This window comes from Natronolimnobius baerhuensis (assembly GCF_002177135.1).
In the GTDB taxonomy this organism is placed as follows: Archaea; Halobacteriota; Halobacteria; order Halobacteriales; family Natrialbaceae; genus Natronolimnobius; species Natronolimnobius baerhuensis.
Genome location: NZ_MWPH01000004.1, coordinates 24,691 through 42,249 on the forward strand (window position 1 = coordinate 24,691; position 17,559 = coordinate 42,249).

The window sequence follows — 17,559 nt, forward strand, 5'->3', positions numbered from 1 at the left end:
GTGACGAAGACTCACGGGGATGTCGATTATTGATAGCACACAACACGATGGCCGGACGGTGATCGTCACCGGCGGCTCGAGCGGAATCGGCCGCGGAATCGCCCTGGCGTTCGCGGAGGCCGGCTCGAACGTCGTCATCGCCGACGTGACACGCGAGCCGCGACAGGGCGAGCGCTACGAAACCGACGTGACCAGACCCACCGACGAAGTCGCACGCGAGGAGTTCGGTGTCGATGCGACGTATCTCGAGACGGACGTCAGCGATCCCCACGCAGTCGAGGCGATGATCGAGATGACACTCGAGGAGTACGGCCGGATCGACGTGCTGGTGAACAACGCCGGGATATTCATCGAGGGCGGCTCACAGGACCTAACCGTCGAGGAGTGGGACGAGGTTATCGGCGTTAACCTCGACGGGGCGTTTTTCTGCGCGAAGTACGCGATTCCATCGCTTGTAGAGACTACGGGGACGATCCTCAACATCGGCTCGGTGAACTCCGGTGAAGGTGGCGGCGGCCCACCCTATGCCAGTTCGAAAGCCGCACTCGTCAATCTCACGCGCGATCTCGCGGTCGAACTCGGTGAGGACGCGGTAACCGTCAACGCGATCTGTCCCGGCTTCATCGAGACGGCGATTCAGGACTACCAGACCGACGAGAGCATCGCCGAACAGCTCGGACAGACGCTCCTGCCTCGAGCGGGCACGCCCGAAGACATCGGAAACCTGGCCGTCTTTCTGGCGAGCGACGAAGCGTCGTTCATCCACGGCGAGGAAATCTACATCGACGGCGGCTGGACCGCCCACAGCCTCTGACCACCATGACAGACACTGCCTTCGACACAGACGCTGCACTGGCCGATCTCATCGACCGCATCGGGACGAGCCTCGAGCAGACTGGCTCGGAATTTCCGTACGTCGCTGATCCAGCGACCGGAACCTGGGAGACAACCGACGACGGCAACTGGTGTGGCGGCCACTGGGTCCACGCCCTCTGGCTCGCCTTCGAACACACCGGCGAGAAGCGATTCGCCGAGGCGGCGCGTGAACACACCGAAATCCTCGTGGACTCCATGGTTCGCCCATCCATGTTCTGCGGGATGAACTTCCATTACGCCGGGTTCAGGGCCTACGATATCACGGGCGAGGAGCGCTACCGGGACCTGGGTATCGAGGGGGCCGACGAGATGGTCTCGTACTACCACCACGGCGCGCGACAGATCGCCCTGGGCACCCTCGAGATCGAGGGCCCCTCGAGCGAGTTTCGCGGTCCCGAATCCGACGAGGGGCCATCCGGTGACTCACTCGGTGCTGTAGACGCGATCTACACCTCGCTGCCCGTTCTCTGGCGTGCCTACCACGAGACTGGCGACCCGGTCTACCGTGACACTGCGATCTCACATGCCGACCGCCACCTCGACTGGTACATCCGCGAGGACGGCAGCACCTGGCACCACGCAGAATTCGACCTCGAGACCGGCGAGTTGCGCCGGCAGTACAACGAACTCGCCTACTCCGACGAGACGTGCTGGGCACGCGGACAGGGCTGGTGTATCGCCGGCCTGGCCCGCGCCTACGAGGAAACCGGTGCCGAGCGCTATCTCGACGCCCTCGAGCGAACGACCGCGTACTATCGCAACCACGTTCCCGACGATCTGGTGCCGTACTGGGATTTCGAACACCCCGACCGGCCGAGCGTTCCTCGAGATACGAGCAGCGCGGTGCTCACCGCCTACGGGCTGACCCGACTCTCAGAGACGCCGGAGACGACGCAGTTGCGCTCGTTCGGCGAGGACGTCCTCGAGTCGCTGTGTCGGAACTATCTCACGCCAGTCGACAGCGATGACGAGCGCCATCCTGGTGTTGTGCTCGAGGGCTGTTTTAACGGCCCGTCGGGCTATGCAGACCGGCACGAACTTATCTGGTCGATGTACTATTTGACGTTCGTCCTTTACACGATGAGCGTAGAGACGGGTGAGTAGTCAGGGAGTGTCTCACTGGTGAGAGCATCCGCTCGAGTAGCCTGAATCGGAGCCATTCGCACCCCGTGTAATGCTGAATGGACATATAAGCATATTTTAATCACCATGTTATTAGCAGCACACTATTGCAATGTAGTACAATATTCTTCCGTAATACATCTACGTGTAGTTTTGCGCACCAGATGTGGGAGTATGCTTTCGTTCTACGAAGGCGATACTGTTGGGTATTATCGGAGATATTTCGGATATATCTCGACTTGTGACTACACTATCATTCCCGATGGTATTTCGCCACTCTACATTACTGCCATACATCAATTCTCTGTCTATTCGTGATTGTTCCTCGCTTTCATGAGCGCGTTCGATTTTTCATCTGTATCATCGATACCTCCTCGAGACACGGTTCAGATCCCGGGTCAACGGTCTGCCTTGGTCATAATCTCGAATCGGGCACCGCCAGCAGCGCTGTCACACACCGTAATCTCCCAGTTGTGTGCGTCGATCACATCGCGGACGATAGCGAGGCCAAAACCCATTCCGTTCTGGCTCGTCGTCTGGCCGCGTTCGAAGACAAATTCCCGCTGGGCTGGCGGAATGCCAACTCCGTCGTCTTCGACGACAAACCCACGGTCGGGGTTGCCCTCGAGATGTGTGATTCGGATGGTTACTGGCGACGCATCGTGCTGTGTCACTGTTTGGTCGGTCCCGTTGGCAGCGGTCTCCTGTCCGGACGCAGTATGCGCTCCGCCGTGTTCGACAGTATTGCGAAAGAGGTTCTCGAAGACGTGAAGCAGTTGCGTCCGATCTCCGACGACTGTCCACTCCGGTTCGAGTTCGCACTCGAGTGTAACTTCATCCGTCTGGGTGATGCTCCAAGCATCGGTGATCACCGACTCGAGGTCGACCGGTTCGGGGTCTGTCAGCGTTGTTCCGGCCTGAGCCATCGTCAGCAGATTCGTGATCATCTGTTCCATCCGGTCGTGAGCGTTGGTAATCGCCTGGAAATCGTCTGGATCCGCGGACGATTCAGCGAACTCAGTGTACTGTCGTGCAATGCGCAGTGGCGTTCGGAGGTCGTGACTGATCACGCCCGCGAACTCCTCGAGTCGACGGTTCGTTCGCTCGAGTTCGCGCTCGCGGTTGTTTCGCTCGGTAACGTCTCGAGAGTTGATCACGACGCCGCCGACAATATCGTTGTCGCGCAAGTCAACGGCCACTCCCTCAAGGACGAGACAGGAGCCGTCACGATGGCGGACGCGATACTCAAATCGCCGCTCGGTTTGTGGCCCATCACACAGTGCGTCGAACTCTGTGATTGCTTTGGCCCGGTCCTCGTCGTGGATTATCCGGAACAACGACTCGCCGATGCGGACGTCGGATCGATAGCCGAGAATGGTCTCGATAGAGGGGCTGGTGTATGTGATGATACCGTTTTCGTCGACAACAGTCACAATATCGGAGACGTTCTCGATAAGCGCCTGGAAGCGTTTTTCGGCGCGGCGCTGCTCGGTTACGTCTCGAAGCATCAAAACAGCACCACTGCTCTGGCCATCCTCAACCACCGACACGCTCGCATCGACAATGGTGCCGTGTTTCTCGAACGTCGTTTCCTGTACCGCTCCCTCGAGCAGTGGCAGACACTCCGGGAGGACGGACGTGATCGGGTGTCCGATCACCTGCTCGTCGGGAAGGAGTGACTCACTAGCCGGGTTCCGGTCAACGATCCGTCGTTCGTCGTCAACCACGACGTAGCCGTCACGCATCTCGTCGACGACAGTATCACGAGCGATGGGGAGGAGGTCGAGCCACCGGTACTGGTAGAGCGCAACGGCGATGAGGATGCCAGTGGCGCCGAACCCCCACACTGAGTAGTTGATCTCTGTGATGCCGCTGAACGCGAGGACGTTCGCCGTGCCGGGGATCAACGGTGCCAGGACGACCAGTCGCGCCTGTTTCTGGTAGACACCGCTCCCGCGGGCCTCGAGATATTCGATGAAAAACAGGAAGATGCCGCCGGCAGAGAGCGACCAGTTCCAGAACACGTAGAGCCAGTAGCCGGCGTTTTGGTATTCGACGACCGGCAATAGCACCTGTGTATACTGTATTGGCTGGTGCATCCAGTTGTGAAGTGGATCAGTCAGGATGACGATAAGCCATGCGCAGGTCCCGAGGTAAATGACGCCGAGTCGACCCGGACGGAGCCAGTTGGTCCGTCCCGTGTACGCGAGCGCAAAATGAAAGAGCCCCGTCGCCATGATGACCGCCCCGGCGTTGATCACGACCGACAGCGCCAATCCGATTGCCGGGTTTGTGACGAGAAGCAACACTCCCTGCGGAAACGTCCAGAGGGTTATCCCGCCGAGAAAGCCACTCAATGGGACGACGTCGGCTTTTGCCCGCGTCCGGAGGACGAGAACGGCGAGTGAGAAATTCAAGAGTCCGATGAGTACGAGGCTGACCGCGTGTATCATCGTGAACTCGTGGGGCACATCTCCTCGAATGCAGGGCAGCGTCAAATACATTCCGTGTAGCTGGACCGTCACTTTCGCACAACGGAATTCCCACGAAAAACGCAGCCACAACGGCCGTTCCCGTCACCCTCGAGGACGGCCTGTGGATCACCAACTGGCAGGCCCACATCCACCCTCCACCCTCATTTTGCGTCGCGACGTCACTTCCGATGAACTAATGTAAGTGTTGACCAGAGATAGTATACTGCGACGCTGGCTCCACACACGTACACAGGTGACTCCGAATGTCCATCACCGATCCCACCGACGCCGTCGAGTTGCTCCTCGTTGAGGACAATCACGACGACGCTCAGTTCATCGAACGGCTGATCGACGAACGCCACGCTGCCCTCGAGCGGGAGGGAACTGACGCACCGCTCGAAATTGCTGCCATCGACCACGTCGACTGCCTCGAGGCGGCGCTCGAACGGATACGGACGGACTCGCCGGACGTCGTCCTCCTCGATCTATTGCTTCCTGACAGTCGGGGCCTCGAGACGATTGAACGCGTGGTCGAATACGCGCCGGATTTGCCAATCGTCGTCGTCACCGGCCAGAACGAAACCGAAATCGGCGTCGAGGCGATCCAGTGTGGAGCACAGGAGTACCTCTCGAAAGGGACCGTCACTGGAGAGACGATTTTGCGAACGCTTCGATACGCTATCGAACGCTCGCGACACCAGCGCGAACTCGTCGACCGGAACCATCGACTCGCCCTCCTCAATCGGATCGTCAGACAGGATATTCGAAACGATGTCAGCATGATCGTCGGTCTGGGCGACCAACTTCGACACGGTATCGACCCGAACGATGAACGGACACTCGAGTTGCTGTTGGATTCGGCCGGTCACGCCGTTGACCTCACGGATACGGCTGCGGCCGTGATCGACGTGATTGCCGCTGACGGTGTCGAAGACGAGCCGTGTGAGTTATACGCGATTCTCGAGGCCGAGATAACGCAGATCCGGCGCGACCACGATGTCGAGGTCACACTCGAGCGAGAGGACTCCGCCGACGGGCCGGTGATCGTCCACGCGTCACCGATGCTCGGATCCGTATTCGACCATCTTCTCGTCAATGCTGTTGTCCACTCAGATCAGTCACCGCCGCAGGTGACGGTGACGCTCGAGACCACTGAGACGGACGTCACCGTTACAATCGCCGATGACGGAATCGGTATTCCGGATTCACAGAAACAGGCGCTTGCCGATCCGAACACTCGGTTCTCTGCCCGATCAGGGATGGGTGTCGGGCTGTATCTGGTGACGACGCTCCTCGAGTCCTTTGGGGGCCACCTCGAAATTACCGATAACGATCCGCGCGGAACGCAAGTCGCTGTGACTCTCGAGCGTGAGCCACTGTAGTCTCCCCGGCATAGTACCTCTTCAACCCCGGGCACGGTGGCCCGGGGAATCCGCCTTGATACCTGTTTGAAACGCTTTACACACTGATCGCAACGTCATCTTGCGATCAGGTGTGCAGTGACTTTCAATAGCTACTATAGTGTCCAGCGTCGACGATTCGCTCGCTCCACACTCGCGACGTGTCCTCGAGGGGCCGCGAGAGCGTGCAGTCGTAGCGGATGAGGTCCAGTGGTGTAAGAATATAGTGATGGACTGTCCAAGTGGTGTATGGACAGACCCGATGTGCATATCCCACCTGCTGATCGGCTCGCACTCGATGCTCTCTCGTTGCTCTCGAATAAGTGGGACCCTGTGGTGATAGCCGTCCTGCTGGAGTCGGGTCCGCTTCGATTCAACGAACTCGAGACTGCCATCCCCGAAATCTCGCCGAATATGCTCACGAAGACACTCGAGTCGTTATCGGACCACGAACTCGTCGACCGGCGTGTGGTCACTGACTCACCACTTACAGTCTCGTATGAACTCACAGACGCCGGCCATGACTTGCAACCAGTGTTCGATTCGCTCACGGCGTGGGGGACTGAACACATCGATGCCGTCCGACCAACGGTGGTGCTCGGCGACCGTGATCGCCGACTCCTCGAATTGTATGGCGAGTGGTTGGACGACCAATTTGCGGTCATCACTGCCAGCGGCCACACGCAACTCCAACAACACCTCACGGAGGCACCTGATGTCGTGCTGTTCGATCTCGAGTTGTGGGATGACGAACCGGAAACGTTCAGCCGGCGCTGCCCTGGCACGACCCGCCGTATCGGTCTCAGTAGTGCCCGACCCGATCCGTCGCTCTGTGCGTGGCCATGCGATGCCTTCCTGCGGAAACCACTTCGCAGAGACGACCTGATCGCTGCTGTCGACCGCCAAGTCGAACGACTCGGCCAACCAGACAAGCCACGCGAGCGCGAGGCCCTCGAGTCGACGCTTTCCCTCCTCGAATCGACGTACTCGAAGCCGGTCCTCGAGCGGGACGATCAGGTCACACAACTCTACGAGCGATTATCATCACTCGAGGCAGACCCACTTAGGGAAACCTAAGTGACCGACTCCCTCCCCCCTAAGCTGGATATTATTACGGATTGAATGTACTTTCCCTCATGGTAAACGTGGGACGCAAGATGGTCCGGTGGGAATCGGCCGTCTATCTCTGGGTTGGAGTTATCGCTGTCTGTGGATTGTGCATCGGTGTGGGTGCAGTCGGGATCGTCACAGCAGACGGTGAGAGCAATTTTTCGTCGGACGGTGTCACACCGACACAGTTCGATAGTACCGAAAGCGACGTGCTCTGGGAGACTGATGCAGACCTCTCAACGGGGGCAGCCCCAACGGTTGTCGACGGCATACTCGTGACGACAACCGGCAGTTCTGGCGGAGACGGGACCGTCACCGCGTACGACGTGGGAACGGGTGAGACACGCTGGACGACCGAGATCCCGGTCGACGGATCACCAACCGTCGTCGACGGGACGGTGTATGTCACCGGTGCGGATGGCGTATGGGCGCTCGATCTCGAACTCGGAACGCTCGAGTGGGAGGTCGAGTTCGAGGAGGGAACGAGCAGTACGCGAGCGCTCGGCGTCGACGGCGAGTACGTCTACGTGGGCGAGTCGCTCGATGCGAGCACGGATCAGTTGCTTGCACTCAACGCCGAGGACGGAAGCGAGCAGTGGTCAACGGAGATGGAGGCCATCTACAGCGGCCCGACCGTTGTCGACGGAACGGTCTACATTGGCACGGCCGATGGGCTGGTTGCAGTCGATGCGTCTGACGGTGAGGAGCAGTGGACATGGGACGACTACGGCGTCCTCGAGGACCGCTCGGCTATCTCGGAGCCGACCGTCGCGGACGGGAACCTCTACGTCAGTCTCCGGGAAGGCGTTCAGTCAGGTGATGTCTACGATGACGATTACGACCGCTCTACCGTAGCGCTCGATCTTGAGACTGGTGAAGAAGAATGGATGTACGAGTTCGGGGACCCATCTGTCGGGGAGGCTATGCAGACGCCCACGACACCGACCGTCTCGGGGGAAGGCGGTGAGACCACGGTTTTCGTTGCCTATGATGGATTATACGCGCTAGATGCGGCCGACGGCTCCGAACGCTGGATCGACGAGACAACGGTATGGGACGCACCAACGGTCGCCGACGGAACGCTGTTCGTTCCGCAGTCGACCGATTCGGAGGCGCTACGAGCGCTCGAGGTGACCGATGGCGAAGAACTGTGGTCGGTCGAGACCGGTGGTTCCAGTGACGTCATTGTCGTCGACGGTATCGCCTACGTCGCGGTCCAGACAGGAGACACGCGACTGCTGGCCATCGATGCCGGTGTCTCGGGCTCCAGTAGCGACGCCCGCGTGATGCTCGGCGTGCAGAACAACCACCACACGTGGACGGGTGCACCAGAACCCGCAGATCCGCGTGTCGTCAACGTCGCGTTCGACGACGGTGTCTTTGTGAATGACGAGATTTCGATCACGGTGACGGCACGAAACGACTGGGATCCGACGGGCACTGCGAGTTTTGACGTCGGGATCGGCGATGAGGCCGAGCCCGCGAGCCTCGAGGTGCCAGCGTACGGGACGAACACCGTCGACTCGTCGATACCCGCACCCGCGGAGGCGGGGACGTACGACCTCGAGGTCGATGACGAGGTCGTCGGGACAGTTACCGTCGTCGACGATGACGAACCGATTGTTCGCTCAGTCCTGCCGTTCGACGAAACGTGGCTCGAGGGCGACTCGATTCAGATCGCCTACGAGGCGACGAACCTCGGAAGTACGTACGTCGATGAGGACGCGACGCTCGACCTCGAGGGGCCGGCGTTTGACGGTCGCGAAGATGTCGCGTACGTGGACGCCGAAGGGCCTGAGCCGGATATGGAAGGACGAACGTACTTCCTCGACACCGAGGGAATTACCGACCCTGGAACGTACACGGCGTTCCTCGAGGGCGAGGAGGTCGGGACGATCGAGGTGGTTTCGGATCCGGTCTACCTGGCCGACACCAACCGACTGCACGATTCGATCATCAGCGGTGTCCAAGCGCCCGTCGATCCGAGCGCTGCGGGCGAGGCGAACGTCGACGTACGCTACGAGAACCTCATCGAGACCCAGGAGAGCGTCGAGAGCAAACTCGTCGCCTACGACGAGGAGGGACTCGAAGTCGCGACCGACACCAGGCACCTCGACGTCGACGGCGAGAGCGCCAAGAGTGCACGATTGCGCGTTCCACTCGCCGAGGCGGGTACGTACGATCTCGAGGTCGACGGCCAGCCGGTCGGTGAAGTTGAGGTGCTCGTCGACGGCGTGCAGGATGGCGACAGCATTCAGGACGCAATTGACGCAGCCCAGCCAGGTGAGACGATCCTCGTCGGCGATGGGACCTACGAAGAGTCACTGACGATAGACAAGGAATTGACGCTGCGTTCGGTGTCCGACGGTGGAGCCGTCCTCGATGGCGGGGGTGACCTCGAGCGTGCGATCACGGTGGACGCAGCGGACGTGACCGTCGACGGGTTCCGGATCGAGGGGTATGGCGGGGACGCGGCAGTCTTCGTCAGCGGCAATCAGTTCACACTTCAAAATACTGCTATCGTCGACAACGACGGTGCCGCACTTTCAATCAACCAGAACAGTGATGAATTCAGCATCGATACCAACGAGATTCGCAGAAACGGTGCTGGTGTCGTCGACGATGATGATTGGTCCCCCTCTGATGACGGTACGATCACGAACAACACGATCGAAGACACCCAGGGTCTCGGGATCGATCTTACAGGGGACAAGCATGATATCGCGAAGAACAACGTGAGCGGCGACGGCGACGCCATTTCTGCAACCGGATCGGGACTCGAAATCCGTCAGAATAACGTAATGGCGACAGACGGCCTCGCCATCCAGGTCCGAGGCGATTCGGTCGTGGCGGACAATACGATCGAGGACGCCGAATGGGGGATCCACCGGGACGGGACGATCTCCATGGGCGGAGCGACCATCGAAGGGAACACCTTCACCGACGTCTCCGAGGCAATCCCGCACGCCGGTGACGATACGATCGTCCATAACAACGAGTTTTCGGGGACCGAAACCGACCTCGTGCTCGACGATGCGATCAACGTGACGGTCACTGACAACCAGTTCGCCACGGGCGTTCGGCTCGACGGCGTTCCCGAAGATCTCGACGAGGAGCCACACGCGATGTCCGGAAACACCGTTGGGGGCGACCCGCTCGTGTACGTCCTTGGCGAAGACAGTCCCGAGATCGATCCGGATGCTGGACAAGTCATCCTCGTCGACGTGGCGAACGTCGAGATCGACGGTCACTCGTTCTCGGACGTGACGGCGGGAGTCCAGATGACACACTCCGATAGCGTCGATATCACCGGCGGCGAGTTCACCGATATCGGCGATGGCGGTGCGATCAGCGTCTGGCACTCCTCGTCGGTGACCGTCGACGAGATCGACGTGACGGACGCAGAACGCGGGGTGTACGTCCACGAAAGCGACGCCGTGACGGTCTCGAACGTGGACTTCACAGCTGTCGGCCAAACCGCAATGTACGCAGACGGCGTCGAGGAGCTTTCGATCGTCGGGAACGACGTCCAGGACGCTAACCGCGGTCTCCACGTCCTCACCGCCGACGATTTGACAGTTACGGATAACGTCGTCGAGGACTCGAGTACTGGGGTTCAGTTTGGTCGGCTCTCAGCCGGCGGTCGATCCACCAGCGAGAACGTCACGTTCACGAACAACACGGTAACCGGAAGTAGTGGCGACGGCGTGAAACAAGATCTCGGGTCGCTCACCGGCGTTGTGACGATTAGCGATTCCACCGTTCGTGATAACGGCGGGGTCGGGATGGACCTCGACGTCGACGGCGTGAGCGCAACGGTCGAGAACAACACCGTCAGGGACAACCACGGTGACGGAGGATTCGACCTCAGCGTCGACGGAGAGACGGTAACGGTCACGAACAACACCATCAGGAACAACGACGGTGACGCCGGATTCGCCATCGACGTCGGGGGCGAGACGGCGACGATCTCGAACAACGTTGTCACCGATAACGGCGCCGATGTCGGATTCGATATTCACGTCGAGACGACCGATGGCACGATCGCGTCGAACACCGTCCGGTACAACGCCGACGGGCTCGTCGTGACCGGTGAGACCGCTTTCGGCGTGAACGTCACGATCACCGAGAACCGCATCGAAGAGAACACGGGGACGGGACTCTCCGTCAGCGATCACTTCGAGACCGTTCTCGTCACCGAAAACTCCATCGCCGGAAACGGCGACGGACTGCTCTACGACCGCGGGGACGACGTGATTCTCGACGCGACGAACAACTGGTGGGGCGCAACTGACGGTCCAGGCGGCGACGCAACCGACCCCGAAACTGACGACGTTGCCGACGGAAGCGGCGACTCGATCACGACCAGCGATCGGCACTGGTTAGACGACGAGTCCGTTCTATTCTCACCGTGGCTCGAGTCCCCACTCATCGAAACTGGGACGATCACTGGCACTGTCATCGATGCCGATTCCGATGAGCCGCTCGAGGGGGCGACTGTTGCGGTGACTGATGACGCTGGAGTTACGGAGGCAGTCACAACCGACGAAGACGGCAAATACGAACACGTTGTTTCTGCTGGGACGTACGACTTGACGGTGAGTGCCGACGGCTACGTCGAGGCCGAAGCGACTGATCTCGAGGTGATAGAAGACAGTGAACTGATACACAGTGTCGAACTCGAGCCGGTCGAATTCGAACCCGAAACAGGAACTGTCGCCGGCCAGGTGACCGATGCAGAGACCGACGATTCTGTCATGAGTGCCCACGTCACTGCCACTGACGGTAGCAATGACGAACTCACGCGCTCTGACGTAGACGGAACTTACGAACTCGAACTCCAGCCGGGAACGTACACGCTCGAGGTGTTCACCGAAGACGTCCCGCCGTTGACCGGAACTGCCGAGGAGGTCGTGGTGACTGACGGTGAAACCACGACGGTCGATATCGTCGTCTCTCCGGAGCCACTCGAGCCGCCGTCGACCAACGTTTCCTTGGAGATCCTCTCTGACGAGAGTACGACAAGCGTCACCGAGGGTTCGGAGCTGACCGTCGTCGCGTCGGTAGAGAACACTGGTACCGAACCAGCCGAGCGCATGACCGATCTGGCCGTCGTTCAGGCGAACGGTCTCCCTGAGGGCGGTGACGGAACGGTCGATTCAGAGATGGCTGCGGATGTGGACCGCGTGGAACCACTGTACGAGTCTGATCTCCGTGAAATCACGCTCGAGCCCGGCGAGACCACCACCGAGACGTTCACGTTCGAGTCAGACCTCGAGTTCGACGGCACCGAGGCAATCGTCATCGCTGCCGAACCAGACGCGGACGAAGTGACCGAGTTCGACACTATTGACCTCTCTGTGTCGCCGGATACTGATGTACCACAACTCGAGGTCACGGACGCAAGCGTCACGCCGACCGAACTCGAAACCGGCGAGGAAGCGACTATTACCGCGATGGTCGAGAACGTCGGCGAGGGCGACGGCGAACTGGTCGTTCCGCTCGAGATCGACGGCGACGTCGTCGATACCGTGACCCGTGACATCGAAGCCGACGAGACAGCCACGGTCGAGTTTACGCACACGTTTGAGACGAGCGGAGCGTTCGATGTCTCCGTCGGCGATAAACCGGCGGGCACAGTTACGGTGCTCGAGAGCGCGGACATCACGATCTTCGGAGCGAGCGTGGATCCGACGGAACTGCTGGTCGACGACCCGGCCGAGATCACCGCCAATCTGTACAACAGCGGTGATGTCGAAGGCGACATACCGGTCGAATTGCATATCGAGAGCGAACAACTCGAGGAGGAATATACCACGACCGAGACGATCACCGCCGAGCCGGGTATCACTCGTGATGCCGTCGAGTTCGAGTGGGAGCCGACTGCCCCACCGTTCGATGAGGTCGACAGCGACACCATCACGATCAGGCTCAACGACATGGTCGTCGAGACGCTGCCGCTCGAGAACCAGTACACAGACCTTCAGGTCATCGCCGCGTCTACATCGGAAACCGAAGTCGTGCAGGGCGAGGAGTTCCATGTAATCGGGAGCCTCTATCAGGCTGGGACGATAGACGGACCAGAGACGATTTCGTTGAACGCGACGGCTCGAGACGGCGACACGGAGGCTGAACTCAACGTCACTGACGATGTTTCACTCCAACCGGGATATTACCACCTCGGGGCGGTCAATCTCTCGGCGTCGTTCGACGAGGAGCTCGAGGCGGGCACGTACGACCTCACGCTTGGTGATCGAGATGCCGGCGAACTCGAGGTTGTCGATGCCTACTCGGATATCCAAGTGATCGCTGCGTCTGCCTCGGAAACCGAAGTCGTCCAGGGCGAGGAGTTCCACGCCGTGGGCAGTATCTACCAGAACGGGACAACTGACGGTCCTCAGGATATCTCGTTGAACGCAACGCATCAGGACGATAGCACCGAGACGGTGACGCTCAACACGTCCGAAGACGTTTCCCTCGAGCCAGGATACTACCATCTCGGGGCGATCAACCTCTCGGCATCGTTCGACAATGATCTCGAGGCCGGCACGTACGACCTCACGCTCGGCGAGCGAGATGCCGGCGAACTCGAGGTAATCGAAGCCACCACAGATATCCAGGTGATCGCTGCCTCCACCTCGGCGACCGAAGTCGTGCAGGGCACGGAGTTCCACACCGTGGGCAGTATCTACCAGAGCGGGACGACTGACGGTCCCCAGGATATCTCGTTGAACGCGACGCATCGAGGGAGCACCGAGACGGTGACGCTCAACACGTCCGAAGATATCTCGGTCGAGCCGGGATTCTACCATCTCGGGGCGATCAACCTCTCGGCGTCGTTCGACGAGGAACTTGAGTCTGGCACCTACGACCTCACGCTGGGTGAGAACGATTTCGGTGAGATTGAAGTCATCGAGGCATACTCGGATATCCAGGTGATCGCCGCGTCTGCCTCGGAAAACGAAGTTGTACAGGGTGAGGAGTTCCACGCCGTGGGCAGCCTCTACCAGAACGGGACTGTCGATGGTCCACAAGACATCTCGTTGAACGCAACACACCAGGAGAACGCCCAGACGGTGACGCTCAACACGTCCGAAGACGTTTCCCTCGAGCCAGGATACTACCACCTTGGGGCGGTCAACCTTTCGGCATCGTTCGACGAGGGCCTCGAGGCCGGCACGTACGACCTCACGCTCGGCGAGCGAAATGCCGGCGAACTCGAGGTGGTCGAAGCCTACTCAGATATTCAGGTTATCGCTGCTTCTCCCTCGGAAATGAACGTCACGAAAGGAGAGTCGTTCTACGTGATTGGAAGCCTCTACCAGGACGGGACTGCTTCTGAGCCGGAAGATATCCCGTTGAATATCTCGCCGACCGATGGCGACGAGATCCATTCGCTCAACGTTTCGGAAGGCGTCGAAATCGAGCCAGGATACTACCACCTTGGGGCGGTCAACCTCTCGGCGACGATTGGCGACGACTTCGAGGCCGGCACGTACGATCTCACGCTCGGCGACCGCGACGCCGGGACGATTGGCGTCGAAGAATCGCCGTCCGACATTCGGGTAATTGCGGGCTCGGTCTCAGAGATCGAAGTCCTCCAAGATGAGGAGTTCTACGTTGTCGGGAGTATCTATCAGAACGCGACGGCAAACGGCGGCGAGTCGTTCTCCGAGACGATTCCGCTGACGGCGACACCAGAACACGAGAGCGGCGATCCAATCGACCTCGACTCGCAAACTGTCGAACTCGAGCCTGGGGTCTACCATCTCGGCGCGCTCAATGTGTCCGGTACAATTTCCGACCCAGGAACGTACTCGCTCACACTGGGTGAGCATGATGTCGGTGAGATTGAGGTCATCGAGACGTACTCCGATCTGCAGGTGATTGCGGCGTCTGCCTCCGAAGACGAGATCGTGCAAGGTGAGGAGTTCCACGCCGTGGGCAGCATCTACCAGAACGGGACTGTTGGCGAACCCGAGAACGTCTCGTTGAACGCGACGCATCGAGGGAGCGCCGAGACGGTGACGCTCAACACGTCCGACGACATCTCGCTCGAGCCAGGATACTATCACCTCGGGGCGGTGAACCTCTCAGCGACCATCGATGAGGACCTTGAGGCCGGCACCTACGACCTCACGCTCGGCGAGCGAGATGCCGGCGAACTCGAGGTTGTCGACGCCTACTCGGATATTCAGGTGATCGCCGCGTCTGCATCGGAAACCGAAGTCGTGCAAGGCGAGGAGTTCCACGTGATCGGGAGCCTCTACCAGAGCGGGACGATTGGCGGGTCGGAGACGTTTTCGTTGAACGCGACAGCTCGAGACGGCGACACGGAGGTTGAACTCAATGGTACGGACGAGGTTTCGCTCGAGCCAGGATTCTATCACCTCGGGGCGGTGAACCTCTCGGCGACTATCAACGAGGACCTCGAGGCCGGCACGTACGACCTCACGCTCGGCGAGCGAAATGCCGGCGAACTCGAGGTTGTCGATGCCTATTCAGATATCCAGGTGATCGCTGCCTCCACCTCGGCGACCGAAGTCGTGCAGGGAGAGGAGTTCTACGTGGTGGGCAGCCTCTATCAGGACGGGACTGTTGACGAACCCGGGGACGTCTCGTTGACGGCGTCGCACCAGGACAGTACGGAGACGGTGACGCTCAACACGTCCGAAGAACTCTCAGTGCAGCCGGGATTCTACCACCTTGGGGCGGTCAACCTCTCGGCGACCCTTGAGGACGGACAGACTGGTTCGTACGACCTCTTCCTCGGAGAGCGGCCCGCCGGGACAGTCACCGTTAGCGAACCGACCGTCGACATCACCGGGATCGACGTCCGTGGACATGCCGGCGGCATCGATCCCGATGAAGAGCACGCAAGCGACGAGGCCACCGTCGACGTGACGGTCGAGTCCGACCTCGCGGTACAGAACGTGAGCGTCTTCGTCGACTCGCTCGAGACGAACTACCTCGTCGAAGTCGAGGCGGACCACGTCGCTGGCGAGGACTGGTCGGCCTCGATTCCGCTTGAGGACCTTCCCGATGATGGCGCGTATGTACTCTCCGTACTCGCCGTCGACGAAAGCGACACGGCTGACTCACTCGTCGCGGACCGAACGCTTGTGATTGATCGAGAAGCGCCTTCACTGGCGGTCACACTCGAGGACATCTCCGGCGATGACGCAACGGTCGTCGTCGAGAGCACCGAACCGCTCGCCGACGTTCCGGACGTCTCCGCGACGTTTACCGACGACGACGGCGCGTCCGAATCCGCACCCGTGACGATGGACGATGCCGGAGCAGGTGCGACGACGTACACTGGAACACTCGAGTTCGACAACTCCGGAAATTACAGCGTTACGGCTACCGGAACCGATCTGGCTGGAAACGCTGGTGAGGACTCCACCTCGGCGGTCATCTACACCGGGTTTTCACTCGCGGATGAGACGATCACAATCGACGACACTGGAACGACGATTGACTTCCACGTTGACGATCCGGAACTGACGTCTGACGATCTCTTCCTCGCGTTCTCCGAAGGCACCGTCAACGCAAATTTGGCGGACGATGAACTCGGTGTTGGCTTCCTGTCTGCCGAACTCGACGACCTCGTCGATTCGTGGTTCGAGGACGGCACCATCGACCACGCGACGATCTCGATGCCACTCGAGGAGAGCGACCTCGCCGATGGCCACACTGCAGCCGATGTCGGACTCTACCACTACGACGAGCAAACCACTACCTGGGACCCAGTCGAGTCGACGGTCACGAACCCAGACAGCAATCCAACGCTCGTCGCCGACGTCGACGGCTTCTCGACGTACGGGGCACTCGTCATCGACGACGAGCCGCCCGAAATCACGGCCGAGACACCCGCCGATGGGGACGTGCTCGATGACGGTACCGACACTGTCACCGTTCGCCTCGAGTACGACGACGCGCTCTCCGGCATCGACGTGGGCTCGGTTCGACTCGAGATCGATGGCACTGACCGTACTGCCCACGAGAACACCTCGATCACCTCGTCGGCGATTGAACACACGCTTTCCGTCGAGGATGATACTGAGTACGATGTGTGGCTCTCAGTATCCGACAACGCAGGGAACGACGCAACACACGAGTTGTCGTTCGAGGTTGATTCGCCATCGGCTGGATCGTCAATCGGCGGCGGAAGCGGATCGTCGTCATCGGATGACGATACGCCCGCCGATGAGGAGGATGCGTCCACTGACGACGAAGAGACGGACGAGGCGGACGATGACGCGTCTGGAACTGACGGTGACAAACCGTCGACTGGCGATGATTCGGCGTCCGTATCGGACGACGACGCGCCGCTTTCCGACGACGATGTGTCTTCGTCTGACGATAGTGACACACCAGCGCCTGCTGACGAGACGTCTGGGACGGATGCTGGCTCTGATCGTGTACCTGGCTTCGGACTCGTCATCACCGTTCTCACGGTGCTTCTGGCTGTCACACTGTTGCTTCGTCGCCCTCAGAACGACCGATAGAGACGGGGCAGGCACTGTCGTTTCAGGTCCTGTCGTTCTTCTTTTATTTAGTGTCACCGCAGTGAA

Annotated in this window: 6 protein-coding genes; 5 read left to right on the top strand and 1 reads right to left on the bottom strand. The window is 60.0% G+C overall.

What is annotated here, in order from left to right; all coding sequences use genetic code 11:
* Positions 1-19: 19 nt before the first annotated feature.
* Together B2G88_RS16470 and B2G88_RS16475 are read left to right on the top strand one after the other, a co-directional pair.
* Positions 20-814 (top strand): SDR family NAD(P)-dependent oxidoreductase, encoded by a 795-nt coding sequence (locus tag B2G88_RS16470; protein WP_054861890.1) that lies wholly within the window; start codon positions 20-22, stop codon positions 812-814.
* Between the two features lie 5 nt (positions 815-819).
* Entirely contained in the window at positions 820-1,980 is a 1,161-nt protein-coding gene (locus B2G88_RS16475) for a glycoside hydrolase family 88 protein (RefSeq protein WP_054861889.1), read from the top strand.
* A 416-nt stretch (positions 1,981-2,396) separates the two neighbouring features.
* Here B2G88_RS16475 and B2G88_RS16480 read toward each other — a convergent pair whose 3' ends face one another.
* The gene (locus tag B2G88_RS16480; RefSeq protein ID WP_176393274.1) at positions 2,397-4,469 is read right to left on the bottom strand and encodes a histidine kinase N-terminal 7TM domain-containing protein; all 2,073 of its coding nucleotides are present in this window, start codon (positions 4,467-4,469) and stop codon (positions 2,397-2,399) included.
* A gap of 266 nt (positions 4,470-4,735) precedes the next feature.
* On the opposite strand from B2G88_RS16480, the gene B2G88_RS16485 reads away from it, so the two are divergent.
* The 3 genes from B2G88_RS16485 (at position 4,736) to B2G88_RS16495 (ending at position 17,493) form a co-directional block, all read left to right on the top strand.
* Entirely contained in the window at positions 4,736-5,854 is a 1,119-nt protein-coding gene (locus B2G88_RS16485) for a hybrid sensor histidine kinase/response regulator (RefSeq protein ID WP_087715423.1), read from the top strand.
* 267 nt (positions 5,855-6,121) lie between these two features.
* Positions 6,122-6,949, top strand: a complete 828-nt coding sequence (locus B2G88_RS16490; RefSeq protein ID WP_087715424.1) for a winged helix-turn-helix transcriptional regulator — start codon at positions 6,122-6,124, stop codon at positions 6,947-6,949.
* Between the two features lie 80 nt (positions 6,950-7,029).
* Complete coding sequence (locus tag B2G88_RS16495; RefSeq protein ID WP_176393275.1) at positions 7,030-17,493, top strand: right-handed parallel beta-helix repeat-containing protein; 10,464 nt, start codon at positions 7,030-7,032, stop codon at positions 17,491-17,493.
* Positions 17,494-17,559: the final 66 nt, after the last annotated feature.